The organism is Streptomyces sp. CAI-85 (genome assembly GCF_013363615.1).
Classification (GTDB): Bacteria; Actinomycetota; Actinomycetes; order Streptomycetales; family Streptomycetaceae; genus Streptomyces; species Streptomyces antibioticus_B.
In genome coordinates this window covers 1-25306 of the sequence record NZ_JAANNX010000049.1, presented here as the reverse complement: position 1 = coordinate 25306, position 25306 = coordinate 1, and the positions used below count along the sequence as shown (strand labels likewise).

Annotated in this window: 25 protein-coding genes; 9 read left to right on the top strand and 16 right to left on the bottom strand. The window is 72.7% G+C overall.

Annotated elements, in window-relative coordinates:
- Position 1: 1 nt before the first annotated feature.
- The 6 genes from G6W55_RS30005 to G6W55_RS29980 all read right to left on the bottom strand — a co-directional run bounded on the left by G6W55_RS30005 (position 2) and on the right by G6W55_RS29980 (position 5127).
- A complete protein-coding gene (locus G6W55_RS30005; protein WP_175523900.1) occupies positions 2-1339 on the bottom strand; it encodes a CpaF family protein in 1338 nt (445 codons plus the stop codon).
- Between the two features lie 39 nt (positions 1340-1378).
- Entirely contained in the window at positions 1379-1747 is a 369-nt protein-coding gene (locus tag G6W55_RS30000) for a TadE/TadG family type IV pilus assembly protein (protein WP_175523899.1), read from the bottom strand.
- Between the two features lies 1 nt (position 1748).
- Positions 1749-2078, bottom strand: a complete 330-nt coding sequence (locus G6W55_RS29995) for a pilus assembly protein (RefSeq protein ID WP_175523914.1) — start codon at positions 2076-2078, stop codon at positions 1749-1751.
- A 131-nt stretch (positions 2079-2209) separates the two neighbouring features.
- Complete coding sequence (locus tag G6W55_RS29990; RefSeq protein ID WP_175523898.1) at positions 2210-3457, bottom strand: AAA family ATPase; 1248 nt, start codon at positions 3455-3457, stop codon at positions 2210-2212.
- Between the two features lie 13 nt (positions 3458-3470).
- Positions 3471-4178 carry a Flp pilus assembly protein CpaB gene (gene cpaB / locus G6W55_RS29985; protein WP_175523897.1) on the bottom strand — a complete coding sequence of 236 codons (708 nt, stop codon included), beginning with the start codon at positions 4176-4178 and terminating at the stop codon, positions 3471-3473.
- Between the two features lie 73 nt (positions 4179-4251).
- On the bottom strand, positions 4252-5127 hold the full coding sequence (locus tag G6W55_RS29980; RefSeq protein WP_175523896.1) for a hypothetical protein: 876 nt from the start codon (positions 5125-5127) through the stop codon (positions 4252-4254).
- 238 nt (positions 5128-5365) lie between these two features.
- Between G6W55_RS29980 and G6W55_RS29975 the strand changes: the two genes are divergently transcribed.
- Complete coding sequence (locus G6W55_RS29975) at positions 5366-7057, top strand: chitinase (protein WP_175523895.1); 1692 nt, start codon at positions 5366-5368, stop codon at positions 7055-7057.
- Between the two features lie 79 nt (positions 7058-7136).
- On the opposite strand, the gene G6W55_RS29970 is transcribed toward G6W55_RS29975, so the two are convergent.
- On the bottom strand, positions 7137-7508 hold the full coding sequence (locus G6W55_RS29970) for a hypothetical protein (protein WP_175523894.1): 372 nt from the start codon (positions 7506-7508) through the stop codon (positions 7137-7139).
- 120 nt (positions 7509-7628) lie between these two features.
- Here G6W55_RS29970 and G6W55_RS29965 point away from each other — a divergent pair, with 120 nt between their 5' ends.
- Positions 7629-8144 (top strand): SigE family RNA polymerase sigma factor, encoded by a 516-nt coding sequence (locus G6W55_RS29965; protein WP_175523893.1) that lies wholly within the window; start codon positions 7629-7631, stop codon positions 8142-8144.
- Between the two features lie 62 nt (positions 8145-8206).
- The gene (locus tag G6W55_RS29960; RefSeq protein WP_175523892.1) at positions 8207-9481 is read left to right on the top strand and encodes a hypothetical protein; all 1275 of its coding nucleotides are present in this window, start codon (positions 8207-8209) and stop codon (positions 9479-9481) included.
- Here G6W55_RS29960 and G6W55_RS29955 read toward each other — a convergent pair whose 3' ends face one another.
- The 3 genes from G6W55_RS29955 to G6W55_RS29945 form a co-directional block, all read right to left on the bottom strand.
- Positions 9482-9916 (bottom strand): ATP-binding protein, encoded by a 435-nt coding sequence (locus G6W55_RS29955; protein ID WP_254876499.1) that lies wholly within the window; start codon positions 9914-9916, stop codon positions 9482-9484. It lies immediately after the preceding gene.
- 164 nt (positions 9917-10080) lie between these two features.
- The gene (locus tag G6W55_RS29950) at positions 10081-11028 is read right to left on the bottom strand and encodes an MEDS domain-containing protein (protein WP_175523890.1); all 948 of its coding nucleotides are present in this window, start codon (positions 11026-11028) and stop codon (positions 10081-10083) included.
- 67 nt (positions 11029-11095) lie between these two features.
- On the bottom strand, positions 11096-13477 hold the full coding sequence (locus G6W55_RS29945; RefSeq protein WP_175523889.1) for a LuxR C-terminal-related transcriptional regulator: 2382 nt from the start codon (positions 13475-13477) through the stop codon (positions 11096-11098).
- Positions 13478-13787: 310 nt separating this feature from the next.
- Here G6W55_RS29945 and G6W55_RS29940 point away from each other — a divergent pair, with 310 nt between their 5' ends.
- Entirely contained in the window at positions 13788-15155 is a 1368-nt protein-coding gene (locus tag G6W55_RS29940) for a M14 family metallopeptidase (RefSeq protein ID WP_175523888.1), read from the top strand.
- Positions 15156-15158: 3 nt separating this feature from the next.
- Here G6W55_RS29940 and G6W55_RS29935 read toward each other — a convergent pair whose 3' ends face one another.
- The 4 genes from G6W55_RS29935 to G6W55_RS29920 all read right to left on the bottom strand — a co-directional run bounded on the left by G6W55_RS29935 (position 15159) and on the right by G6W55_RS29920 (position 18060).
- Entirely contained in the window at positions 15159-15719 is a 561-nt protein-coding gene (locus tag G6W55_RS29935; protein ID WP_175523887.1) for a hypothetical protein, read from the bottom strand.
- Positions 15720-15836: 117 nt separating this feature from the next.
- Complete coding sequence (locus G6W55_RS29930) at positions 15837-16247, bottom strand: RidA family protein (RefSeq protein WP_175523886.1); 411 nt, start codon at positions 16245-16247, stop codon at positions 15837-15839.
- On the bottom strand, positions 16244-17008 hold the full coding sequence (locus G6W55_RS29925) for an IclR family transcriptional regulator (RefSeq protein WP_175523885.1): 765 nt from the start codon (positions 17006-17008) through the stop codon (positions 16244-16246). The genes G6W55_RS29930 and G6W55_RS29925 overlap by 4 nt, the downstream gene beginning before the upstream one ends.
- Positions 17005-18060 (bottom strand): sugar kinase, encoded by a 1056-nt coding sequence (locus G6W55_RS29920; RefSeq protein ID WP_309243848.1) that lies wholly within the window; start codon positions 18058-18060, stop codon positions 17005-17007. Before G6W55_RS29920 ends, G6W55_RS29925 begins: the two co-directional genes overlap by 4 nt.
- A gap of 124 nt (positions 18061-18184) precedes the next feature.
- On the opposite strand from G6W55_RS29920, the gene G6W55_RS29915 reads away from it, so the two are divergent.
- Positions 18185-19450: an amino acid deaminase gene (locus G6W55_RS29915; protein WP_175523884.1), complete on the top strand. Its 1266-nt coding sequence runs from the start codon at positions 18185-18187 to the stop codon at positions 19448-19450.
- A 55-nt stretch (positions 19451-19505) separates the two neighbouring features.
- Positions 19506-21116: an amidohydrolase family protein gene (locus G6W55_RS29910; RefSeq protein WP_175523883.1), complete on the top strand. Its 1611-nt coding sequence runs from the start codon at positions 19506-19508 to the stop codon at positions 21114-21116.
- Positions 21117-21138: 22 nt separating this feature from the next.
- On the opposite strand, the gene G6W55_RS29905 is transcribed toward G6W55_RS29910, so the two are convergent.
- A complete protein-coding gene (locus G6W55_RS29905) occupies positions 21139-22011 on the bottom strand; it encodes a serine protease (protein WP_175523882.1) in 873 nt (290 codons plus the stop codon).
- Between the two features lie 205 nt (positions 22012-22216).
- Here G6W55_RS29905 and G6W55_RS29900 point away from each other — a divergent pair, with 205 nt between their 5' ends.
- The 3 genes from G6W55_RS29900 to G6W55_RS29890 all read left to right on the top strand — a co-directional run bounded on the left by G6W55_RS29900 (position 22217) and on the right by G6W55_RS29890 (position 24628).
- A complete protein-coding gene (locus G6W55_RS29900) occupies positions 22217-23428 on the top strand; it encodes a pyridoxal phosphate-dependent aminotransferase (protein ID WP_175523881.1) in 1212 nt (403 codons plus the stop codon).
- Positions 23429-23552: 124 nt separating this feature from the next.
- Positions 23553-23984, top strand: a complete 432-nt coding sequence (locus G6W55_RS29895; protein WP_175523880.1) for a hypothetical protein — start codon at positions 23553-23555, stop codon at positions 23982-23984.
- Positions 23985-24193: 209 nt separating this feature from the next.
- On the top strand, positions 24194-24628 hold the full coding sequence (locus G6W55_RS29890; RefSeq protein WP_030783563.1) for a GtrA family protein: 435 nt from the start codon (positions 24194-24196) through the stop codon (positions 24626-24628).
- A gap of 190 nt (positions 24629-24818) precedes the next feature.
- Here the strand turns inward: G6W55_RS29890 and G6W55_RS29885 are convergent.
- Positions 24819-25306: phosphoenolpyruvate carboxykinase domain-containing protein (locus G6W55_RS29885; RefSeq protein ID WP_175523879.1), on the bottom strand; the 488-nt coding region annotated here is incomplete at its 5' end.

Sequence of the window (25306 nt, the reverse complement as noted above, 5' to 3'; positions counted from 1 at the left end):
CCTACCGGGCTTCCCGTGTGGTGAGTTCGAGGGCGTCCCGGGCGACGCCGAAGGCGGGCGGGATGGGCTGGCTCGCCATGTAGAGGCGGTCGGCGGTGCGGCGCGGCAGCGGGAAGTGGGCGAAGGCGCCGTGGATCCGGCCGTCCGGGGTCATCGGCCGGGCGTTGAAGCGGGCGATGGTGGCCAGCCGGTACGGTTCGCCGCCGTGGCTGTCGAGCAGGGCGATCTCGGTGATCCGGCGGGCGCCGTCGGCGAACCGGGTGAGCTGGACGATCACGTCGACGGCGCTGTTGATCTGGTCGTGCAGGGCGACGAAGGGGATCTCGACGTCGGACATGGAGGCGAGGGTCTGAAGCCGGGTCAGGGCGTCCTCGGCGCTGTTGGCGTGGACGGTGGCGAGGGAGCCGTCGTGGCCGGTGGACATGGCCTGGAGCATGTCGAGGGACTCGCCGCCGCGGACCTCGCCGACCACGATCCGGTCGGGGCGCATCCGCAGGGAGTTGCGGACCAGGTCGCGGATGGTGATGCGGCCGTTGCCCTCGACGTTCGGCGGGCGGGACTCCAGGCGGACGACGTGCGGCTGCTGGAGCTGGAGTTCGGCGGAGTCCTCGATGGTGATGATGCGTTCGCCCTCCGGGATCAGTCCGGACAGGGCGTTGAGGAGGGTGGTCTTGCCGGTGCCGGTGGCGCCGGACACGATCACGTTGAACTTCGCCTGCACCAGCCCGGCCAGCAGGTACAGCATCGGTTCGTCGAGGGAGTTGAAGCCGATCAGTTCCTGGAGGGTGAAGGAGCGCGGGAAGCGGCGGATGGTGAGGATGGGGCCGGTCAGGGAGAGCGGCGGGATGATCACGTTGACGCGTTCGCCGGACGGCAGCCGGGCGTCGACCATCGGATTGGTCTCGTCGACCCGGCGGTTGACGGTGGAGACGATGCGTTCGATGGTCTGCATCAACTGCTCGTGGGAGGCGAAGCGCAGCGGCAACTGCTCGACGCGGCCCGCCCGTTCGACGAAGATCGCGTCGGGGCCGTTCACCATGATCTCGGTGATCGACGCGTCCTCCAGGAGCGGTTCGAGGATGCCGAGGCCGAGTGCCTCGTCCACCACCCGGCGGATCAACTGCGTGCGCTCGCCCGTCGACAGCACCGGGCCCTCGCGGCTGATGATGTGCCCGAGGACCCGCTCCAGCCGCGCGCGGCGTTCGGCGGCGGCGAGCGAACTCATCTCGGCGAGGTCGATCTCCTCCAGCAGTTTGGCGCGGTAGGAGGAGACCAGCCGGCCGTCCTCGCCCCGGCCGCTCTGCTCCTCGGGGGAGGTGATGCGGGACCGCAGACTCATCTCCGGTTCCTCCTCATGTCCGCTTCCTTCTCCTGGACGTCAGTGGTCGACCGGCATGGTGGCGGTCTTGCGGGCGGTGCCGAAGTCCCCGATGCCGGGCACGACGGACGGGATGGTGATCTCGGCGGTGACGCGGACCTCGTCGCCGAGGGCGGCCTCGGCGCAGGCCGCGTCCAGCCAACTGCTCACGGCGCGGGCGCAGTCGCCCTGCGTGTCCCCGTCGAGGGAGGCGCTGCGGGCGCCGGCGCGGGCGGCCGTGCCGGCCTGCTGGGCGGTGTAGGCGATGATCCCGAGCTGGACGGCGGCCAGGGCGACCAGCAGCAGCAGCGGCAGGAACCCCAGGTATTCCAGGGCGACTTGACCCCGGTCGCCCCGGCGGGCGCGCCCTCGGCGGCTCGTGTACGCCATGTCAGTCACCGTCGTCCTCCTCGACGGCGCCGGCGTGGCCGTGCACCGGGAACGGGAAGTCGATCAGGCCGGGGAAGAGCACGGGGACGCGCAGGGTGACGTCGGCCGTCACATAACCGGCACCGCCGCAGGTCACCTCGGCGTTCCCCCTCCACGCGTCGCCCAGCTTGCTCAGGCCGGCCTCCTGGCAGGCGGCGGCCCGTCCCCCGGGCGGCGCGGCCGTCCCCGCGCGTACCGCCTCGTCGGCAGCATTCCCCGCGAGCGTGAACGTGTACCCCACGAGCACGAACTGCCACACCACGACCAGGGTCACGATGATCAGCGGGGTCATGCCGAGGAACTCGACGGTGACCTGGCCCCCGTCCCGGACCTGGTGCCGGACCTGGCTCCGAAAGCGATCCCGGACCCGCCCCAGGCCCCAGACCCGGACCCGTTCCCGTGCTCGGCGTCGCCTCACGGCGTTCACTCCTTCCGCCTGCGCAGTCCGCCCGCGCCCCGGTCCCGGCCGCGCCCCCCGCGCCGTTCGAGCGCGGTCTCCGGGGCCTTGACCAGGCCGAGTTCGGCCGCGAGCGCCCACAGGGCCTGCCGTACGGCGCCCTTGCCGTCGAGGTCGTGGACCCGGCCGGCGTCGACGGCGGCCTGGAGTTCCCGGAAGTTCGCCGGGATCGCGGTGGCCGCGACGGCGGTACCGGTGATCCGCTGGATGAGGGGCGGCTGGATCTCGGTGGTACGGGTGTGGCGGTTGACGACGACGGTCGTCTCCTCGGCCTTGCGGATCTGGAGCCGGTCCCACATGCGGACGGCGCGTTTGGCGCCGCGGACGGCGACCACGTCGGGGGTGGTGACGAGCAGGGCGGTGTCGGCGAGTTCGACCACGGTGGCGCCGGCGCCGCCGAGCTGGGCGCCGCAGTCGACGACGACGACCTCGTAGCGGGAGCGCAGGGCGCTGACGATCTGGCGGGCGGCACGGTCGGTGACCTCCTCGCCGCGTTCGCCCTCGGCGGGGGCGAGCAGGAGGGCGACGCCGCTGTCGTGGCGGAAGACGGCCTCGGCGAGGATCCGCGGCGAGATGTCGGTGATGGCGGCGAGGTCCACGACCGAGCGGCGGAACTGGACGTCGAGGTAGGAGGCGACGTCGCCGGTCTGGAGGTCGAGGTCGACCAGGGCGGTGGGCCGGCCGGACGCCTGTGCGGCGAGGGCGAGTTGGACCGCGGTGAGGGTGGTTCCGACACCGCCCTTGGCGCCGCTGACGGTGACGACGGTGCCGCCCGCGCCGGTGAACACGTCGCCGCCGTGTCCGAGATGGCGTCGTACGCCGACGGACCACTGGGCGACGGCCTGGACGCGGTGGGCGAGTTCCTCGTAGTTCAGCGGGAGGGTGACCAGGCCGCGGGCGCCGGCGTCCATGGCGGCCTGGAAGAGACCCGGTCCCGCGTCGGTGGTGACGAGGATGACGCCGACCGCCGGGAAGCGCAGGGCGACCTCGTGGACCAGTTCGAGGGCGGGGACGGGGCCGATGCGTTCGTGGACGACGACGACCTCGGGGAGTTCGTCGACGGACTCGGCGGCGAGCCGGGCAAGGGTGTCGACGAGCTGGGTGGAGTCGCCGACGGGGGCCACGGGTTCGGCGTCGGGGAGCTGGCTGAGCAGGGTGGTGAGGGCACGGACCGCGTCCGCGTCGCCGACGGCCGGGAGGATCCTCGTGGGCATGGGCGGCGGCCTCTCACTTGTCCGTGGCGAGTTCGTACGTACGGTCCTGGTCGGGGACCGAGGCGCTGCTGCCGGGGGCGACGAGCGCGAGGCGGACGCGCTTGGCGAAGGACTCGGCGTAGGTGAGGCGCTGGGCGTCGAGGGCGGAGAGCGCGAAGGTGATGGGGACGGCCTCGGTGGCGGAGCGGTCGCGGTCGTCGGCGTCGGGCCGCAGGGCGGTCAGCTCGCCGACGTCGAGGACCCGGGCACCCGTGACGATGATCTTCGACTGGTCGGGGGCGCTGTCGCGGGCGCCCTCGAAGGTGGCGTAGACGTTGACCGAGGAGCCGGGGGTGATCTTGCCGGCGACGCCGGTCGCCGCGTCGATCATGATGGCGACCTCCTGCTGTCCGGGGCGCAGGGCGGGCCGGTCGACCAGCATGTCGCTCTGGAGCAGGGAGCCCTTCTTCAGTGTGGTCACGGCGATCTTCCCGCGGACGGCGGCCAGGTCGGTGACGGCGTTCTCCGACAGCCAGCGCTCCGGCATGCTGATCTTCTTGAACTGGCCCGCGTTCAGGGCGGTGTAGGGCGCGATGTCGGAGCGCAGCTCGTAGGCGGTGACCTCGGGGCCCACCTTGGAGTTCACGTCGTCCATGACGGACAGCACACCGGCGAAGGCGCCGAGGGCGCACAACACCGACAGGAGCAGGAGGATCACGCCGCGGCGCTGACGGGAGTTCATGAACCGTGCAACCTCGTTGGGGGTCGGGTCGGGCGGGAACGGGACGGCGGGGCGGTGCGGTGGGGCGGGTGGTTCAGCCGGTGGTCAGGGCGCGATGGGGGCGGACGGGGCGGGCGTTGAGTTCGGAGGGCGGTGGCGGGGTGGCGGAGCAGAAGACGCAGCGGTCGCCGATGACGTCGATGCCGCACCAGTGGCAGACGCCGCGCCGGACCGAGGCGACCAACTGGTAGAGGACCGAGAGATCGGGCAGGTAGGCGCAGAACTCGACGAGTCTGCCGGTGCCCCACCAGGCGGCGGACTCGGCGGGGGCCTCGGTCTCGCGCAGGCCCTGCACCTTCCAGGCGGGGGCGAGGGTGCCGGTGACCCAGTCGGACGGGAGCTGGCCGCGTCCCACGAGCAGCCAGGTGCCGAACTCCGGTCCCGGCAGGGTGACCTCGGGTCCGGCCTTGACCAGCGTGGGCTGGGGGTGGGCGAGCACCGCGAACTGGCTGCCGGGGACCCAGGATCGGGCGTGCGAGGTCAGGCCGACGACGGGCACCCGGTCCAGCCGGGCGACGGAGCCGAGGAGCGCGCCCGCGTGGAGGTAGTGGGTGAGCAGCCGGCCGGCCGAGGCGAGCACGCCGGGTCCGAGGTCGCAGGAGGCGAGCTGGCGCAACTGGCGGGCCAGGACGGCGACTCCGAGCGGGGGCAGGTCGGGGCGGAAGAGCGCGATGCGGTCGCTCTCCAGGAGGGCGCGGATGGTGTGCAGCCGCTGTGCCACGGCCGGGGGTGTGGCCCGGGAGTACACGACGATCACATGGCCGTGCTGTTCGACGAGGGTCTGGACGGCGGCCAGGGCCTGGTCGAGCGGCAGGCGGTCCAGGCCGTCGAGCACGGCGGCGGGCAGGGTCCGTTCGTCCTGCGGCGGCAGCGCCAGGTCGGCGCCGGTCACGGCAACGGCAGTTGGCACGCGCAGCTCCCCGATTCCGCGGTCCGGCCCACCGGGGTGACGCCGGTGCGCCGGGGTGACTTCATTGCGTGACTACGTCAGCACTGTATCCACGGCCCTGTGGCCGGAGAACAGCTTTCCGTAGCTGGTAGGCAACTGTTCTTCTCGCAAGTCACGGCAAACCGGGGCAGGTTGCGCACACCGACTCTCCACATACGGATCTCTTGACAATTAAATTGGTCTGGACCAACTTATTGTCATGTCCCCACATAAAAGATCGACACGGCTGTGGTCGGGCGCGGTGACCGCCGCACTGGCCCTCACGCTGGCGGGCGCGGCTCAGGCGTCCGCCGCGGACGTGAACAACGTCAAGAACGCCGGCTTCGAGTCCGGCCTCGCCAACTGGACCTGTTCGGCGGGCAGCGGTACGACCGTCTCCTCGCCCACGCACGGCGGCGCGGGCGCGCTGAAGGCCACCCCGGCCGGGCAGGACAACGCCCGGTGCTCCCAGACCGTGGCCGTCAAGCCCAACTCGACCTATTCGCTGGGCGCCTGGGTGCAGGGCGGCTACACCTACCTCGGGGTGACCGGCACCGGCACCACGGACGTCTCGACCTGGACGCCCGACTCGGCCTCCTGGAAGCAGCTCACCACCAGCTTCACCACCGGCTCCTCCACCACCTCCGTGACGGTCTACACGCACGGCTGGTACGGCCAGGCCGCCTACTACGCCGACGACATCTCGGTGTTCGGCCCCGACGGCGGCGGGGGCGGCGACCCCGAGCCCACGATCCCGGCCGCACCGGCGGGCCTGAGCGTCTCCGGCACCACGTCCTCATCCGTCTCCCTGGCCTGGAACGCCGTCTCCGGCGCGACCGGCTACAACGTCTACCGCGCGGGCACGAAGGTGACGGCGGTGACCGGCACCTCCGCGACCGTGACCGGGCTCGCCGCGTCGACGTCGTACAGCTTCCAGGTGACGGCGACCAACGCGGCCGGTGAGTCGGTCAAGTCGGCGGCGGTCACCGGGACGACCACGGCGGGCGGGGGCGGCGGGGGCGGTTCGCTGCCCAAGCACGCCGTGACCGGCTACTGGCAGAACTTCAACAACGGCGCGACCGTCCAGAAGATCTCGGACGTCCCCGCCCAGTACGACATCATCGCCGTGGCGTTCGCCGACGCGACGGCGACCCCGGGCGCGGTCACCTTCAACCTGGACTCGGCCGGGCTCGGCGGCTACACCGTCGACCAGTTCAAGGCCGACATCCGCGCCAAGCAGGCGGCCGGCAAGAAGGTCATCATCTCGGTGGGCGGCGAGACGGGCACCGTCGCGGTGAACAGCTCCGCCTCCGCGACCAACTTCGCGAACTCGGTCCACTCCCTGATGCAGACGTACGGCTTCGACGGCGTCGACATCGACCTGGAGAACGGTCTCAACGCGACCTACATGACCCAGGCGCTGCGCTCCCTGTCCGCGCAGGCGGGCCCGTCGATGATCCTCACGATGGCGCCGCAGACCATCGACATGCAGTCGACCTCGGGCGCCTACTTCCAGACCGCGCTGAACGTGAAGGACATCCTCACGGTCGTCAACATGCAGTACTACAACAGCGGTTCGATGCTCGGCTGCGACGGCAAGGTCTACTCGCAGGGCTCGGTGGACTTCCTCACCGCGCTGGCCTGCATCCAGTTGGAGGGCGGACTCGCCCCGTCCCAGGTCGGCCTGGGCCTGCCGGCCTCCACGCGCGGCGCGGGCAGCGGATACGTCTCCCCGACGATCGTCAACAACGCCCTCGACTGCCTGGCCAAGGGCACGAACTGCGGCTCCTTCAAGCCCTCGCGCACGTACCCCGACCTGCGGGGCGCGATGACCTGGTCCACGAACTGGGACGCGACGGCGGGCAACGCGTGGTCCAACGCGGTGGGTCCGCACGTGCACGCGCTGCCGTAACTCCCTTTACGGAGACCGCGTTTCGACGGCCGTCCGGGACCTGACCCCACCAGGCTCCGGGCGGCCGTCCGCGTGCCGGTCAGCCGGTCGGGCGGTAGTAGCCGAGGACCCAGGCCAGTTGGGTGAACCAGGCCCGCAGCCGCTCCCTCGGTTTCGCGCGGACCACGCCCTCGTACACCCGGCCGTCCACATGGACGACCGCGACCATCAGCGACTTGGCGTCGTCGCTCGCCTTGTAGTGGACGCTGCGGATCTCGGGCCAGGTGAACTCGACCGCGATGCCGTACATCTCGAAGGCCACGCCCGACGCGTCGACGACGATCGAGTCGCGCCGGTCCACGGCCAGGAACTCGGGCAGCGCCCCGCCGGGCGGGAGGTACTGCGGCCCCTCGGCGAGGTACTGCGGCGGGGGCGGGCCGAAGCCGGGCGGCGGCGGGGGCTGGGCTGTCACACCGGAAACCTACCCCGACCCCGCCGCACACCGATTTCCCGTCCCCTGAAACATTTCCGGGGGCCCACCGCATCGATGAGGTGAAGGGCGACGCGCACACGGACTCCGGGGGGACCACGCATGAGACAGGCTCGCGCCGACGAGTACGCCGAGTTCGCGGCGGCGCGCGCCGGACACCTGTACCGGTCCGCCTGTCTGCTCACCGCCGGGGACACGCATCTCGCCGAGGACCTCGTCCAGGAGACCCTCGGCAGGGTGTACGTCCGCTGGGGGCGCGTCTCCCGCGCCGACAACCCCGCCGCCTACGCGCAGACCGTCCTGACCCGCACCTTCCTCGCCCACCGGCGCCGCCGCAGCAGCCGGGAACGGGCCGTGGACGCCTTCCCGGACGTGTCCGACGGCGGCGGGGCCGACTCCGACACCACGCTGCGGCTCACCCTGCTCCAGGCCCTGGCCCGGCTGCCCGCGAAGGACCGGGCGGTCGTGGTCCTGCGGTACTGGGAGGACCGTTCCGTCGAGGAGACCGCCAAGGCCCTCGACGCCAGCTCCGCCGCCGTCCGCACCCGCTGCACCCGCGCCCTCGCCCGGCTGCGGGACCTGCTCGGCGAGGACGTCGGCGAGTACGCCCGGCCCTGAGCCCTCGCCCTGGGCCCCCTGACACCTCACCTCATCACCCGCTCGTGGAACGGTGGTTCACCATGCCCTCGCACCAGAACGACGACCCCTTCGAGAGCCGGCTCTCCGACGCCCTCCACCGCGCGGGCGGCTCCTTCGACTCCCCCCGCACCGAACTCACCGCCGCCGGGGCCCGGCGCGGCCGGCGGATGCAGGTGCAGCGCCGCGCCGCGGTCGTCGGCAGCGCGGCGGCCCTCGCCCTGGTGGGCGTGGGCGGGGCGCTGATCCTGCCGGACGACCACACGCCCGACACCCGCCCGGCCTCCCTCGCCTCGGGCGACCGCACGGCCGAGAAGAAGACCGTCTCCGGCGACGACCTGGTCCGTACGCTGCGCGAGCTGCTCCCCGAGGGGACGTTCACCGCCGGCGAGACCCGCGGCACGGACGGCGAACTGCCGCCGCTGGTGACGGGCGTGTTCGACGACGGCGAGGGCCCGGGTGCGCTCTCCCTGGGCCTGGACCGGATCACCGCGGACGGCGACGAGCCGATCGATCCGCGGGCGCTGGTGCTGCCCTGCCCGGAGAACGGTCAGGAGAACGAGCAGGAGAACGGCCAGGGAGGCATGGACAGTTGCACCTCCGAGGTGCTGTCCGACGGCTCCGCGCTCACCGTCTACCAGGGCTACGAGTATCCCGACCGCCGTGAGGACACCAAGGCGTGGGGCGCGGACCTGGTCACCCCGGAGGGATACCGCGTGAGCCTCCTGGAGTGGAACGCGCCCGCCGAGAAGGGCGAGCCCGTCAGCCGGCCCGAACCGCCGCTCAGTGTCGCCCAGTTGAAGAAGGTGGCCGGGGCCGAGGTGTGGCGCGGGATCATCGCCTCCCTGCCCGTGCCGGAGAAGCCGGCCTCCGCCGGGTCGGGTCCTTCCGCACAGATGCCCGCCACCGTGGTGATGCGCAAGCTGGCCCTGCTGCTGCCCAAGGGGCTCGACCGGACGGCCGCCGACAGTCAGGAGGGGTTCGGCTCGTTCGTCCTCGACGACGGGAAGGGCGCGAGCCTGGTGCAGGTGAACGTGCAGCCGGGCATGTCCGACCTCTCCCGGGAGCTGTTCGGCGGCGCCGAGATCCTGGACGACGGCACGCTGATCGTGACGCACCAGGTGCCGGGCGAGAAGGCCGGCGCCGATGTCGTCATGTGGACCGTCGACACCCTGCGCAAGGACGGGCTGCGGGTGGTCGTCAGCGCCTTCAACACGGGCGACCAGAACCAGGACGCGACCCGCGCGGAGCCCGCCCTGACGATGAATCAGCTCCGGGACATCGCGCTCGGCGCCCGCTGGACGAGCGACGAGGACTGATCAGGTGCCGGCGCCGGTGCCGCACTCCGCCGGCTCGCACCGGTGCGCGCACCCGCACGTGCCGAGTTCGAACCACACCGTCTTGACCTGCCCGTCCCGCAGACAGCCCCAGTGCCGGGCGAGCGCGTCCACCAGGAACATCCCGCGGCCGTTCTCCCCGCCGCCGGCCGCCCGCACCTCGGGGACCCGGCGGCCGGTGTCGGCGACCTCGCAGCGCAGGGTGCCGTGGGCGGCGGACAGGGTGAGCCGGAAGCGGCTCGCGGAGTGCAGCACGGCGTTCGTGGCCAGCTCGCTGACCAGCAGCTCGGCCGTGTCCACCAGATCGCCCCGGTCGGCGAGACCCCACCGTTCGAGCTGCCCGCGCACCTGTGCGCGGGCCGCCCGGACGGCGGTGGGCCAGGGCTCGTACTCGGCGCTCGAATGTCCCGCTCCCAAGGGCGGTTGGGGGTATGCGCCGTACTGAGGGTGGGGGTCCGGGAGGGGGCCGCCCCCGGAGATTCGCAGCATGAGGTCAGCCTGCCCCGCCGGATCCCGTGGCGCACGGGGAGGACTACCCGTTTCCGTACCCGCCCGTGATCCTTTCGGGCGACCGGCGGCGCTCATCCGTACTGGAGCCGTACGGACGTGCCCCCGCCGGCCGCGGCGCGCAGGTCGACGTAGGCGCACACCTGACGGGCGAACCACAGGCCCTGGCCGGGTGCCGGGGCGTCGGCGCCGGGGGGCGGCACGAACCCGAGGAGGGGGTCGTCGAAGCGCCTGGCGAGGCCCACCTCGCAGACGCAGCCGGGCGCCTCGCCCCACAGCAGGGCGCCGGTGACGGGGCCGAGGGCGGCCGCCTCCGCGACGGCCGCCGCGAACAGGTCCGCGTCGGCGGCGCCCAGCCCGCGCGCGGCCGCCCAGCCGCGCACGGCCTCCGGCACCGGCTCGGGCAGCAGCTCCGCCTCGGCGGGCACGGGCGGCAGCGGTACGGCGTCCAGCTCGACGGCGATCCGCGCGGGGTCGGTGTAGACGCCGCTGCCGGGGTGGGCGCGGCGGGCCGCCTCGATGACGACGGATCCGGCGGTGCGGGTGTCGTAGACGCACATCGCGGTGGTCGCGGTGGGGGCGAAGAGGAGGTTGGCGAGGGCCTCGTAGCGGATCCACTCGGCGCTCTCGCGCGGGGAGCGTCCGGCGCGGCCGTTCCACACGGGTTCCATCAGGAGGTGGCAGCGGCCGCCGGGGCCGGCGTCGGTGGCGAGGTGACGGGCGGCGCGGGCCACGGCGTTGGCGGCGGAGCCGGTGTACCAGTCGGTGTGCGGGACCAGGCCGACGTCCTTGGCGCCGGTGCCGAGGGCGTCGCGCAGGAGGTCCAGCTTGTCGGGGGCGGCGATGGCGAGGGGCGGCGGCTCGTCGGGGGCGGCCAGTCCCTCGGCGAGGAAGGCGAGGGCGGCGGCGACGAAGTCCTCGTCGGTGCCGCAGACGGTCATGCGGTGGTCGAACGTGCCCTCGGGGGCGGGGAACGTGCCCTCGGGGGCGGGGGCGGTCGTCGGGGCGGGGTGAGCGGTCATGGATCCCCCTGGGGGTGGTCGGGCGGATGCGGGGCCGGGCGGTCGGTTCGTTCGGTGCCGGCGGGGGTCAGCGCTGGGCGGCCACCCAGGCGGCGATCTGGCTGCGGTTGCTGAGGCCGAGCTTGCTGAGGATGCGTTCGACGTGTCCTTCGGCGGTGCGGCGGGCGATCACCAGACGGTCGGCGATCTGCTGGTTGGCGAGCCCCTCCGCGACCAGCGCGGCGACCTGCGCCTCCCGGCGGGTGAGCCGGACGCCGTGCGCGGCGTCGGCGGGGCGTTCGGGCGGGTCGCCGCCGTTCTCGTCCAAGGCGTAGGCGACGACGTCCGGAAGGGCGAGGGCGGCGCCCCGGTCGTAGCCGCGGCGCAGGGCGGCCGGGCCGAGCGCGGCGCGGACGCGCTCCTCGGCGGCCCGGCGGGTGGCGTCGAGGGCGGCGGAGCCCCAGCGGTCGCGGTCGATGTCGGCCCAGGCGCGGTCGGCGCCGCCGAGCAGGACGGCCGCCCGCTGGTGGGCGCCGCGCTCGGCGGCGATCCGGGCCAGCAGGTCGAGGGTGAGGCCCATGCCGATCACGTCGTGCACGGCGAGCTTGAGCCGCAGCGCCTCCCTGCCGTGCGCCTCCGCCCGCTCCCGGTCGCCCTTGACGCTGTGGGCGAGCGCCAGGATGCGTTCCACGTACGACAGCACCCACCGCTCGCCGTGCGCGGCGCACAGCCCGCGGGTCTCCTCGCAGACGGCGATGGCCTCGTCGGCGCGGCCCAGGAAGGCCAGGGCGCAGGCGAGTTCGACGCGGTCGAGGCCGACGAGGCTGAGGTGCTGGCCGGGCAGCGGGCCGCGGTCGACGCCGGCGCGGAAGTGGTCGAGGGCGCCGGTGAGGTCGTCGCTGAAGAGCCGGATGACACCGACGACGTAGTCCGCGTGCGCCGCCTCCGCCGCGTCGCCGAGGCGGTGGGCGAGGTCGCGGGCCTGTTCGGCGCGGCGGCGGCCGCGGGTGAGGTCCTCGGGGCAGCCGGCCAGCAGTCCCGCGACCCAGAGCGCGCGGGCCCGTTCGGGGGTGGGGTCCGGGTGGGCGTCCAGGGCGCGGTCGAGCCAGTAGCGGCCCTCGCGGGGTGCCCCGCAGGCGTGCCAGTGGAACCACAGGGTGCCGGCGAGCCGCAGTCCGGCGCGTTCCTCCCCGGGGGTGGTGAGGCTGAAGTCGAGGGCGGCGCGGATGCTGTCGCGGTCGGCGCGCAGCCGGGCGACGACGGCGGGCTGGTCCGGCCCGAACCAGTCCCGTTCGTACGCCTCCACCCGGCGCTGGAGGTGGTCCCGGTGCCGGGTCCGGGCGGCCCGCTCCTCCCCCGGCCGCTCCCGGAGCCGTTCGAGGCCGTAGTGCCGGAGGCTGTCGAGCAGCCGGTAGCGGACCCCGCCCTCGCCGGTCGCGGCCTCCCGGCACAGCACGGACTTGTCGACCAGCCCGGCGACGGCTTCCAGGACGGCGTGGGGGTGCAGAGGAGCGGCGTCGGCGTCCTCGGCGCCCTCCGGGTCCGTGCGTACCGGGTCCGTGCGTGCCGGGTCCGTGCACACCGCCTCGGCCGTCTCCAGGTCGAAGCTTCCGGCCAGGACGGAGAGACGGGACCAGGCGAGCCGTTCGCCCGGGTCGCACAGCTCGTGGCTCCAGTCGACCGCCGCCCGCAGGGTCTGGTGGCGGGGCAGGACCGCGGGGCTGCCGCCGGTGAGGAGGCGGTAGCGGTCGTCGAGGCGGGCCAGGAGCTGGTCGACGTCGAGGACGCGCATCCGGACGGCGGCCAGTTCGATGGCGAGCGGCAGTCCGTCGAGGCGGTGGCAGAGGCGGGCGACCAGGGCGCGGTTGGCGGCGGTGAGCCGGAAGCCGGGGACGACCGCGGCGGCCCGGTCGGCGAAGAGGGCGAGCGCCGGGTAGCCGTCGGCGGCGGAGAGGTCGCCGTCCGGATCGGGCACCGGCAGCGGCCGTACGTCCATGAGGTGTTCCTCGGTCAGACCGAGCCGGTGCCGGCTGGTGGCGAGGACCCGGACGCCGGTGGTGCCGCGCAGCAGCGCGCCGGCGAGTTCGGCGCAGGCGTCCGGCAGATGCTCGCAGTTGTCGACGACCAGGAGCAGCCGGCGGTCCCGCAGATGCCGTACGAGGGCCTCCAGCGGGGGGTCCGCGGAGTGGTCGTGGAGGTCGAGCGCGTCGGCGACGGCGTGCGGGACGAGCGCGGGATCGTGCAGGCCCGAGAGATGGACGAAGCGGACGCCGTCGGGGAAGGCGCGGGCGACGCGCGCCGCGATCCGGCCGGCCAGGCGGGTCTTGCCGACGCCGCCGGGGCCGGTCAGGGTGACCAGCCGGGCCCTGGTCAACAGCTCGCGCGCTTCGGCCAGTTCGGTCCGCCGGTCGACGAAGCTGGTCGTCTCGACCGGCAGATGACAGTCCCGGCGCGGCGCCGATCCGCCCATGATCAGCCAGTCCTCTGGAGGGGTGCGTTTCTGCGGACCCTCAGGCTTCCCCGGGGCCTACATATATGCACGTTCCGCTCACACGGGTGGGTGCACTTTGCCGTGGATCGCACCGAAAGGCGTGGCCGTGCGTACACTGCGCGGCCCTCTTTCCGCATGATTCAGGCCAGCGCGACTCCTTGCCGTCTATTGACCTGCACATGCCATGCGCTCACGATGAGCGGCACCCGTACCGCCGCACAGCAAGCGCACAGCACGTCGCACGGAAGCAGCACGACCCCCCACACTTCCCTCCCCACAAGGAGATCTCATGCGACTCCGCATCCGCGGCTCAGGCTCCGGCGCCACCCGCGCCCGCGGCGGACGGTCCGCCGCCCTCGCCGCCCTGCTGGCCCTCGCCCTCGCGGCACCCCTCACGGCCACCGTCACCGACGCGGCGGCGGACGGCGCCCCCAAGCCGGCCGCCTCCGCCGACGACATCCGGCAGTACGAGATCCACGTCCACCACAGCACCCCGCAGATGCGCACCGCGATCGCCGCGGCCGGGGTGAGCGTCGACGAGGCCGACTCGGAGACCGTCGTCGTCTCCGGCCGCGCCGACCAGATCAGGAAGCTGCGCGCCCAGGGCTACGAGGTCTCCCTCGTGGGCTCCGCGCCGAACCGCGTCGCCGAGGACGAGGTACGGCTCTTCGACTTCCCGTCCGCCGACTCCCGCTACCACAACTACGCGGAGATGACGGCCGAGATCGACCAGCGCATCGCCGCCTACCCGACGATCATGAGCAAGCGGGTGATCGGCAAGTCCTACCAGGGCCGGGACATCGTCGCCGTCAAGATCAGCGACAACGTCGGCACCGACGAGGCCGAACCGGAGGTGCTGTTCACCCACCACCAGCACGCCCGCGAGCACCTCACCGTGGAGATGGCCCTCTACCTGCTGCGCGAACTGGGCGCCGGATACGGCACCGACAGCCGCGTCACGAACATGGTGAACGGCCGGGAGATCTGGGTCGTCCCGGACCTCAACCCGGACGGCGGCGAGTACGACATCGCCACCGGCTCCTACCGCTCCTGGCGCAAGAACCGCCAGCCCAACTCCGGTTCCTCGTACGTCGGTACGGACCTCAACCGCAACTGGGCCTACCGCTGGGGCTGCTGCGGCGGCTCCTCCGGCTCGACGTCGTCCGAGACCTACCGGGGCGCGGCGGCCGAGTCCGCGCCCGAGGTGAAGGTCGTCGCCGACTTCGTGCGCAGCCGGGTGGTGGGCGGCAAGCAGCAGATCACGGCCGGGATCGACTTCCACACCTACAGCCAACTGGTGCTGTGGCCCTTCGGGTACACCACCGCCGACACCACCACCGGGATGACGGCGGACGACCGCAACGCGTTCGCCACGGTCGGCCGCTCGATGGCCGCGAGCAACGGCTACACCCCGGAGCAGGCGAGCGACCTGTACATCACCGACGGGTCGATCGACGACTATCTCTGGGGCACGCACAAGATCTTCTCGTACACCTTCGAGATGTACCCGGGCTCGGCCGCCGGGGGCGGGTTCTACCCGCCCGACGAGGTCATCGAGCGGGAGACCTCCCGCAACAAGGACGCGGTGCTTCAGCTCCTGGAGAACGCGGACTGCATGTACCGGTCCATCGGAAAGCAGGCGCAGTACTGCGCGTAGCGCCTAGTCCTCGGCGTCCTTCTCCTTGACGTCCGTGTCCTCGGCGTCCGTGTCCTCGGCGTCGCCTTCCTCGAAGTAGGCGTCGAGGACCGCGTCGAGCTGGTCCTCCCACTCCTGGAAGCGGCTCCTGGCCGTCGCCTCGACCTCGATCGGGTACCAGCGGCGGTCAGGGGTGTGCACCGTGACGGTGAACCGCTTGCCGAAGCGCGGGGTCTCCGTCTCCACGGCGCCGATCTCGTCCCAGCGGAACTCGCACTCCTCCTCGTCGAGGCGGAGCCGGACGCCGCGGGCGTCGGCGGTGATCCGCGCGCGGCGGTCGGACGCCTCGAAGACGGGACCGTCGGGCGCCTCGTCCACGGCCTCGTCCTCGGCGGGGGTCTCCGCCTCCGCCTCCGCCGCCACGGGCGTCTCCTCGGCGTCCTCGGCCTCCGCCACGCCGTCGGCCGGTGACGTGTCGTCGTCCTCCGGCTTCGCGGTCACGGGCGACGTGAGCCCGGGGATGAATGCCGGGTCGAATCCGGCGCCCTTCAGGGGCTGGCTGCTCGAACCTATGCGCTGCTCCACAGCGGGCAGTATGGTCGAAGTTCCTGTGCCGAACACAGTCGGCCCCGACTTCGTTATGAGACGCCTACACGATCGGGCCCGCCGCCCCGCTGAGACACCGTCACCGAACGCACCGCCCTAGCCCAGGACCGCCAGCGCGTCGATCTCGATGAGCAGCCCCGCGGGCAGGCCGACGTAGACCGTGGTGCGGGCGGCGGGCGGGGCGGTGAGGCGCTGCTCCTCGAAGTAGGCGTTGTAGAGCGCGTTCATCTCCGCGAAGTGGCCGACGTCCGTGAGGTAGACGCGGATCATCATCACGTCGTCCCAGGTGGCGCCGCCCTCCTCCAGGATCGCCTTGACGTTGGCGAGGGTCTGGAGGGTCTGCTCGCGCAGGGTGGGACCGGCGGGCGTCGGGGGCTGCCCCTCGACCGCGGGCAGGAAGCCGACCTGACCGGCGACCTGGAGGATGTTGCCCTTGCGCACGCCGTGCGAGAACTGCGCGGGCGGGGCGGTGTGGGTCGTGGAGGTGAGGGCGGTCTTCTCGGTCATCGGGACGTGTCCTTCGCTGGGGTTCTGCCGGAGTACTCGCCGCTGATGGTGTCCGCCGTACGGCGCACCAGCGGGAGCAGGGTGAGGAGTTCGTCGGCGGTGACGACGACGTTGGGCGCGGAGACCGACATCGCGGCGACCACCCGGCCGTCGGCGCCCCGGACGGGTGCGGCGACGCAGTTGATGGACTCCTCGTGGCCGCCGAGGTCGGTGGCCCAGCCCTGGGCGCGGACCTTCTCCAGCTCCCGCAGGAACGCCGCCGCGTCGGGGGTGGAGCGGACCGTGTAGAGCGGGTAGTCGAGCCTCTCGGCGACCGCCCGCCGTTCGGCCTCGGGCAGATCGGCGAGGAGCAGCTTGGCGACGGCGGCGACGGTGATGGCGACGGGCTTGCCGATACGGGAGTACATCCGCACCGGGTAGCGGCTCTCCACCTTGTCGATGTAGAGCACCTCGCCCTCCTCGTGCACGGCGAGATGGACGGTGTGTCCGCACCGCTCGTTGAGCCGGACCAGGTGGGGGTGGGCGATCTCGCGGATGTCGAGGTTCTCCATCGCCTCCTGGGCGAGGGCGAAGAGCCGGGCCCCGAGGCGGTAGCGCTGGTCGGACTGGCGGTAGACCAGGCCGTGTTCGTGCAGGGTGCGCAGCAGCCGCAGGGCCGTCGACTTGTGGACGCCGAGCCGGTCGGCGACCCGGCCGAGGTCGGCGGGGCCCTCGGCGAGCAGCGGCAGGATGCTCAGGGCGCGGTCGACGGTCTGGCTCATGGGGCGGGTACCTCCTGCGGTGCGGCCGGGGCCTCCGTCCAGCCGGGGCCGAGTCGAAGTCTCCCCCACGCGTGGTCGTCGAGGGCGACGAGCCGGTCGGCGTGGCCGCGGGCCGGGGGTACGGCCGTGTCGCCGGGGGTGGTGAGGGCCGCGGCGGCGGTGAGGTGGCCGTGGCGCAGGCGTGCGCGGGCGCCGAGTCCGCGCAGGGTGGCGGAGAGGAACCCGGCGGCGAAGGCGTCCCCGGCGCCGGTGGTGGAGACGACGTCGACGGCGAGGGCGGGTGCGAAGACGGCGGAGGACGCGGCGAGGACCGTCGCCCCGCGTCCCGCGTCCTTCACCACCAGCAGCTCCGGCTCGGGCAGCAGGTCCCGGATCGCGCCGGGGTCGCCGGGCCGTACGCCCCACGCCTGGGCCGCCTCGTCCTCGCCCACGAAGACGAGGTCGGCGGCGCGGGCCAGTTCGAGGAGGACGCGTCCGGCGTCGCCGTCGCGCCACAGGCCCGGCCGGTGGTTGACGTCGAAGCTGATCAGGGGGCGGCCCGGGCCGGGGCGCAGCAGTGCGCGCAGCAGGTCGGCGCAGCCGGGTGAGAGGGCCGCCGTGATCCCGGACAGGTGCAGGACGCGTCCGGCGCGGGCCGCCGTCAGGTCCACCGAGTCCACGGTCATCGCCGAGGCCGCCGAACCCGCCCGGTAGTAGGCCACCTCGTGCGCGGCGGTGGACCGGTCGTCCGCGGTACGGAAGTACACGCCCGTCGGACGCGCCGGGTCCCGCCGTACCGAGGCGACGTCGACGCCGTGGGCGCCGATCGCCGTCACGAGGTGGTCGCCGAAGGCGTCCGCGCCGACCCGGCTCACCCAGCGGGCCGTGTGGCCGGCCGCCGCGAGCGCGCACACCACGTTGGACTCGGCGCCGCCGATGCCGCGCGCGAAGTGGCCGACGTCGGCGAGGCGCCCGGGAGCCGTCGGCACGAAGGTGACCATGGACTCGCCGAGCGCGACGACATCGACGACCTCCGTGGCGCCCTGGGCGTTGCGCGGTCCGGTGTCGGTCACGATCGTCGTGGCTCCCCGCCTCGGGCGGGCCGTTGACCCCGCGTCGGGCGAGATGTTAGACAGCAGCAAGCGATATACGCAATGGACGTTGCATTCAGCGCAACGCTCCTGACCAGGAGGTTCCATGAGCACCGAGGCGCTCGCCCGACTCGCCGAGGAACGCGTCGACCACCGCTTCAAGGGCCTCCCCCCGGACGCCGACGGCCTGACGGTCGGTGAGCTGACCGCGCAGCGCCGCAACCTGTTCACCGGCGGCTTCGCCACGCCCGTCCTCGCGCTCTCCGCCGAACGCCTGGAACACAACCTGCGGCTCATGGAGACGTACGCGGACCGGCACGGGCTGGCCTTCGCCCCGCACGGCAAGACCTCCATGGCGCCGCAGCTCTTCCAGCGGCAGATCGACCGCGGCGCCTGGGGCATCACCCTCGCCGTGCCGCACCAGGTGCGGGTGGCGCGGGCGTTCGGCGTGGCGCGGGTCTTCCTGGCCAACGAGCTGGTGGACCCGGCGGCCCTGCGCTGGATCGCCGCCGAGCAGGACCGCGACCCGGAGTTCCGGCTCGTCTGCTACGTCGACTCCGTGCGCGGCGTGGAGCTGATGGACGCCGTGCTGCGCGGGGCGGTGCGGCCGCTGGACGTGGTCGTGGAACTGGCCGCGGGCGACGGGGCGCGCACCGGGGTGCGCACCGAGGAGGAGTGCGCGGCCGTCGCGGACGCGGTGGCCGCCGCCCCGACGCTGCGGCTGACCGGGATCGCCGGGTACGAGGGCGAGGTGCCGGGGGCGGATCCGGAGCGGGTGCGCGCCTGGCTGCGCCGGCTGGTGGCGCTCGCCGTGGACTTCGACACGGCGGGGCGGTTCGACGGCCTGGACGAGATCGTGGTCAGCGCGGGCGGCTCCGCCTGGTTCGACGCGGTCGCCGACGTGTTCGCGGAGATCCCCGGGCTGTCCCGGCCGGTGCTGAAGCTGCTGCGCTCGGGCGCCTACGTCTCGCACGACGACGGGCACTACCGCAGGCTGACGCCGTTCAACCGGGTGCCGGAGGAAGGGGCCCTGGAGCCTGCCTTCCGGCTGTGGACCCAGGTGGTCTCCCGCCCCACCCTGGAGCAGGCGTTCGTCAACGCGGGCAAGCGCGACGCCGCCTACGACCTCGACCTCCCCTTCGCCCAGGTGGTGCGGCGCGACGGCGCGGAGCACCCGGCCACCGGGGTGTCGGTGACCGCCCTGTCCGACCAGCACGCCTGGCTGCGCACCCTGCCCGAGGCGGATCTGGAGGTGGGCGACTGGGTGGGCCTGGGTCTGTCCCATCCGTGCACGTCGTTCGACAAGTGGCCGCTGATCCCGGTGGCCGAGGCGGACGGCACGGTCGTCGAGTACGTCCGCACGTTCTTCTGATCCGCACGTGTCTCCGTTCTTCTGATCCGCACGTATCTCCTGGCGGGAGGCCGGTATGGAGGAGCTCGTCGTCCGGGACGCGGACGTCGTCGACGGCAGCGGCGCGGACTCCTACCGCGCCGACGTCGTGATCGACGGCGGCCGGATCGTGTCGATCGTCAAGGAGGCGGCGGCCGCGGGCTGCCAGCGCCCCAAGGCGGTGCGCGAGCTGGACGCGGAGGGGCTGGTCCTCTCCCCCGGCTTCATCGACATGCACGCCCACAGCGATCTGGCGCTGCTGCGCGACCCGGACCACAGCGCGAAGGCCGCGCAGGGCGTCACCCTGGAGGTCCTGGGCCAGGACGGGCTGTCGTACGCGCCGGTGGACGACACCACGCTGGCGGAGGTCCGGCGGGCCGTCACCGGGTGGAACGGCCACGGCGACGACATCGACTTCGACTGGCGGTCGGTGGGCGAGTACCTGGACCGGCTGGACCGGGGCATCGCGGTCAACGCGGCCTATCTGATCCCGCAGGGCACCCTGCGCGCGCTCGTCGTCGGCTGGACGGACCGCCCGGCCACGGACCGGGAACTGGACCGGATGCGGCAGTTGGTGGCCGAGGGCATGCAACAGGGCGCCGTCGGGCTGTCGTCCGGACTCACCTACACCCCGGGGATGTACGCGCCGGACACCGAACTCACCGAACTGTGCCGGGTGGTGGCGCGCTACGGCGGCTACTACTGCCCCCACCACCGCTCCTACGGCGCGGGCGCCCTGGAGGCGTACGCGGAGATGGTGGCGCTGACCCGCGAGGCGGGCTGCGCGCTCCATCTGGCCCACGCCACCATGAACTTCGGGGTCAACGAGGGCCGGGCGCCGGAGCTGGTGGCGCTGCTGGACGAGGCGCTGGACGCGGGCGCCGACATCACCCTGGACACCTACCCGTACACCCCGGGCTGCACCACCCTCGCCGCGCTGCTGCCGAGCTGGGCGGGCGAGGGCGGCCCCGCGGAGACCCTGCGCCGGCTCGCGGACGACGCGACCGCCGAACGGATCCGGCACGACCTGGAGGTGACCGGCTCGGACGGCTGCCACGGCGTGCCGGTCGACTGGGAGACGATCGAGATCTCGGGCGTGACGGACCCGGTGCTGGGCGGCTTCGTGGGCCGTACGGTCGCCCGGTCGGCGGCGCTGCGCGGCGAGAGCCCCTGGCGGACGGCGCGCGCGCTGCTCCTCGCGGACCGGCTCGGCCCGACGGTCCTCCAGCACGTGGGCCATGAGGACAACGTCCGCACGATCATGCGGCACCGGGTCCACACGGGCGGTTCGGACGGCATCCTCCAGGGCGCGAAACCGCACCCGCGCGCGTACGGCACCTTCCCGCGCTACCTCGGGGAGTACGTGCGCGAGACGGGCGTCCTGTCGCTGGAGGAGTGCGTCGCCCGTCTGACCGGCCGCCCGGCGGCCCGGCTGCGCCTGCCCGACCGTGGCCTGATCCGCGAGGGGTTCCGCGCCGACCTGGTCCTCTTCGACCCGGCGACGGTGGCGGCGGGCGCCACCTACGACGACCCGCGCGTCCTGCCCACCGGCATCCCGCACGTCCTGATCGACGGCCGCTTCGTCATCGAGGACGGCCGCCGCACGGACGTCCTGGCGGGGCGGGCGGTCCGTCGCAGTCCCGTGTGACGGAACGCCCCGCGCGCGGCGGCTACGGCTTGGGCAGGGCGCAGCCGGCCGCGTTCAGGTTGAGCTGGTTGCCCGTGGTGAAGCAGGCCGGGATCAGATAGGTCTGCTGGGCGTAGTTGATGCCCTTGCGGACGGTGACGTTGCCGGCGGTGTCGACCTCACAGGGGTTGTTCACCGTGCAGGACTGGCCGTCCTCGTTGCCGGTGTTGTTGACGGCGACGACCTTTCCGGTGGCCTGGTCGACCACCGGGGAGCCGGAGGTGCCGCCGATGGTCTGGCAGGCGGAGGTGTAGCGGACCGAGTCCTTCCAGGTCCAGTCGCCCTCCTTGATGCGGTACACGAAGCCGTCGACGTTGCAGTTGTAGAGCCGCTTCCAGTAGCCGGACGCCACGGTGATGGCGGTGCCGGCCGTCGGATGCGTGTCCTGCACGGTCAGGGCGGAGATGCCGTAGCTGTTGCGGATCGTCGCGTAGCTGCTGGTGAGCTGGTAGATCGAGACGTCCGTGTCGGTCATCGTCGCGTAGGCGAGCTTGGCGGCGCGCAGGGTCGCGACCCGGGTGCCGGAGGAGTTGAGCAGGCCGAAGGTGCGGGTGGAGGACTGGTTGGTGATGACCTCGCCGGGCTCCGGGAAGCCGGAGGTCAGACAGTGGCCGTTGCTGAGCACCAGCGCGGGGTCGGTGTCCAGGGAGTTCGGGAAGCGGACGACCGAGCCGGAACAGTTGCTGAGCGCGACGGTCCCGGCGAGGGTGACGGCCTGGAGCGTGGGGGCCCCGGCCTTGGTGTCGGCGGCCTTGGTCTCGGCGGCCTTGGTTTCGGCGGCACTGGCGCTCGCGGGTACCGCGCCCGCCCCGGCGATGGCCAGGGCGATGAGCACGGCGACGAGAGGCTTTCTCATGTGGGGGGTCCCCTCTGCACGACGGGGCGACCGGGATCCGCCGGCCGCCCGCTGAATTGTCATGTGCATTCTGATTACAGAGGGGGGCGTGGGCAAGGAGTCATTTCCGGCCGGAGGCACCCAGGGGAAAATCCCCCTAAAGTGCGCGTCTCACGTGGTGGAAAACACGCCCCGGCGGGCGTTACCGCCCCGTAAGCTCCCAGGCATGCAGGTGATCCAGTCGACGAAGCTCGCCAACGTCTGTTACGAGATCCGGGGTCCGGTTCTCGAGGAGGCGATGCGTCTGGAGGCGGCGGGCCACCGCATCCTCAAGCTCAACACCGGCAACCCGGCGGCGTTCGGGTTCGAGTGCCCCCCGGAGATCCTGGAGGACATCCTCCGCAACGTCTCCTCGGCGCACGGCTACGGCGACGCCAAGGGCCTGCTGGCCGCGCGCCGGGCGGTCGTCATGCACAACCAGACCCTCGGCATCGAGACGGACGTCGAGCACGTCTTCATCGGCAACGGCGTCTCCGAGCTGATCGTGATGGCCATGCAGGGCCTGCTGGACGACGGGGACGAGGTGCTGGTCCCGGCCCCCGACTACCCGCTGTGGACGGCCGCCGTGTCGCTGTCCGGCGGTACGGCCGTGCACTACCGCTGCGACGAGCAGTCCGACTGGATGCCGGACCTCGCCGACATCGAGCGCAAGGTCACCGACCGCACCAAGGCGCTCGTCATCATCAACCCCAACAACCCCACCGGCGCCGTCTACGACGAGGCCATGATCCGGGGCCTGACGGACATCGCCCGTCGGCACAACCTGCTGGTCTGCTCCGACGAGATCTACGACAAGATCCTCTACGACGGCGCCACCCACACCCCGACCGCGAAGATCGCCCCCGATCTGCTCACCCTCACCTTCAACGGCATGTCGAAGGCGTACCGGGTGGCCGGTTACCGGGTCGGCTGGATGTCGATCTCCGGTCCGCGCGCGCACGCCGACTCCTACATCGAGGGTCTGACGATCCTGGCGAACATGCGGCTGTGCGCCAACATGCCGGGCCAGCACGGCGTGGTGGCCGCTCTCACCGGCCGGCAGTCCGTGAACGACCTGGTGCTGCCCGGCGGGCGGCTCAAGGAGCAGATGGACACGGCCTACGAGCTGCTGACACAGATCCCCGGGGTGACGTGCGTACGGCCGAAGGGGGCGCTGTATCTCTTCCCGCGCCTGGACCCGACGGTGTTCAAGATCAAGGACGACCGGCAGATGGTCCTGGACCTGCTCCGGCAGGAGAAGATCATGGTCGTCCAGGGCACCGGCTTCAACTGGCCCGAGCCGGACCACTTCCGGGTGGTGACCCTGCCGACGACGACGGATCTGCGGGACGCGATGGGCCGTATCGCCCGCTTCCTGGACGGCTACGGACAGCCCTGAGGCCCGCCCCGGCACCCCTTGCCGTCACCCTGCGTGAAGCGGTGGTCCACTTCTGTCAACGACTCAACTTTAGACGAAATCCAAGCTAGGATGGCTTCCTGTCAGAGCACAGGAGGCCATCCTCATGTACGAGCCGATCCGCACCAAGTCGGTCCACAGCACGATGGCCGGCAGCTCCGCCGACTTCCCCCACCGCACCCGCGAGGAGGAGCTGGACATCCAGCTCGCCGGTCACCTCGCGGCGCTGCTCGCCGTCACCGACGAGCTGCGTGCACCGGCCCCGTCCGACGATCTGGACAACGCGGCCGCACGGCTCGCGCAGCAGGTCGGCCGGTTGCGGGGAGGACGGACGCCGGTCCGCGCCGTGGCTTCCGACAGCCCTGGGACACCCGTGGTGGCCCTGCACGAACGGGCGCACTCCCTCGCGGGACGCGCCCTGCTCGTCGCCGCGTCCCGCGCGGACACGGCGGCGGCGATCCTGGCGGCCCAGCGCATGGACGCGCACGCCGCCGCACTGGCGGAGGCCGGGTCCGAACTGACGGCCACCGCCGGCTGAACCCTCCCGAGGATCTCCGGTCCCCTGGGTACCTGAACCCCCAGGGTCCCGGACCCCCGGGCCCCCGAACGGCCCCGGTCCGCGTGCACCCGCAGCGACGCGCGGACCGGGCGCCATGCCCCCACGGGACTGTGCATGCGCACCGTCACCCAGGCCGCCCAACTCGCCTACGCACAGTGAGATTTGCTCACTTACGGTACGGTACGGGGATGGCCCGGCCCGTCGAGACACCCGCGCCCCGTCGCGAAGGGGTCGCCCGTCAGCTCCCCGTCTTCGCGGTCGTCGGCGCGCTGTCCACCGTCGCCTATCTGGGCCTGTACGCCGTGCTGAGGCCGGCGCTCGACGCCCAGCTCTCCAATCTGATCGCGCTGCTGGTGACGGCCGTGGCCAACACCGCCGCCAATCGCCGGTTCACCTTCGGGGTGCAGGGCACGCGGGGTGCCGCCCGGCAGCATCTGCGGGGACTGGTGGCGTTCGCCGCCGGGCTGGCGCTCAGCGGCGGCGCGCTCGCCCTGGCGCACCGGACCCTGTCGGACGCGCGGACGGTGGAGCTGGGCGCCCTGATCCTGGCCAACGGGGCCGCGACGGCGGTGCGTTTCCTGCTGCTGCGGCACTGGGTGTTCGCCGCGCGGAGCCCTTCTTAGGCGAGGGCCCGTCGTCTCATGGGCGAGGGCCCGTCGTCGTCCCCCCGTCGGGGCGGACGGGGGGACGACGACAGGCCCATGGCCGCGCACGCCGTTGTACGCGGCTCGCCGGTGTGCACCGCGGCCGGCCGTGACGATCACTGGTCAGGGCACCCATCCCGTGCCGGCCGCGGAGTCTTCGCTGCGGGACTCAGCCCAGGCGCTGCACCAGCGCGCGGTACTCGTCCCACAGCTCCTTCGGGGTGTGCTCGCCGAAGGTGTTGAGGTGCTCGGGGACCAGGGCGGCCTCCTCGCGCCAGACCTCCTTGTCGACCGTGAGGAGGAAGTCGAGGTCGTCGTCGGCCAGTTCGAGGCCCTTGGTGTCGAGGGCGTCCCGGGTCGGCAGCACGCCGATCGGGGTCTCGACGCCCTCGGCGGTGCCGTCGAGGCGCTCCACGATCCACTTCAGGACGCGGCTGTTCTCACCGAAGCCGGGCCAGACGAACTTGCCGGCGTCGTTCTTGCGGAACCAGTTGACGTAGTAGATCTTCGGCAGCTTGGACTGGTCCTTGTCCTTGGCCACGTCGATCCAGTGGGCCATGTAGTCGCCCATGTTGTAGCCGCAGAAGGGCAGCATCGCGAAGGGGTCGCGGCGCAGCTCGCCGACCTTGCCCTCGGCGGCGGCGGTCTTCTCGGAGG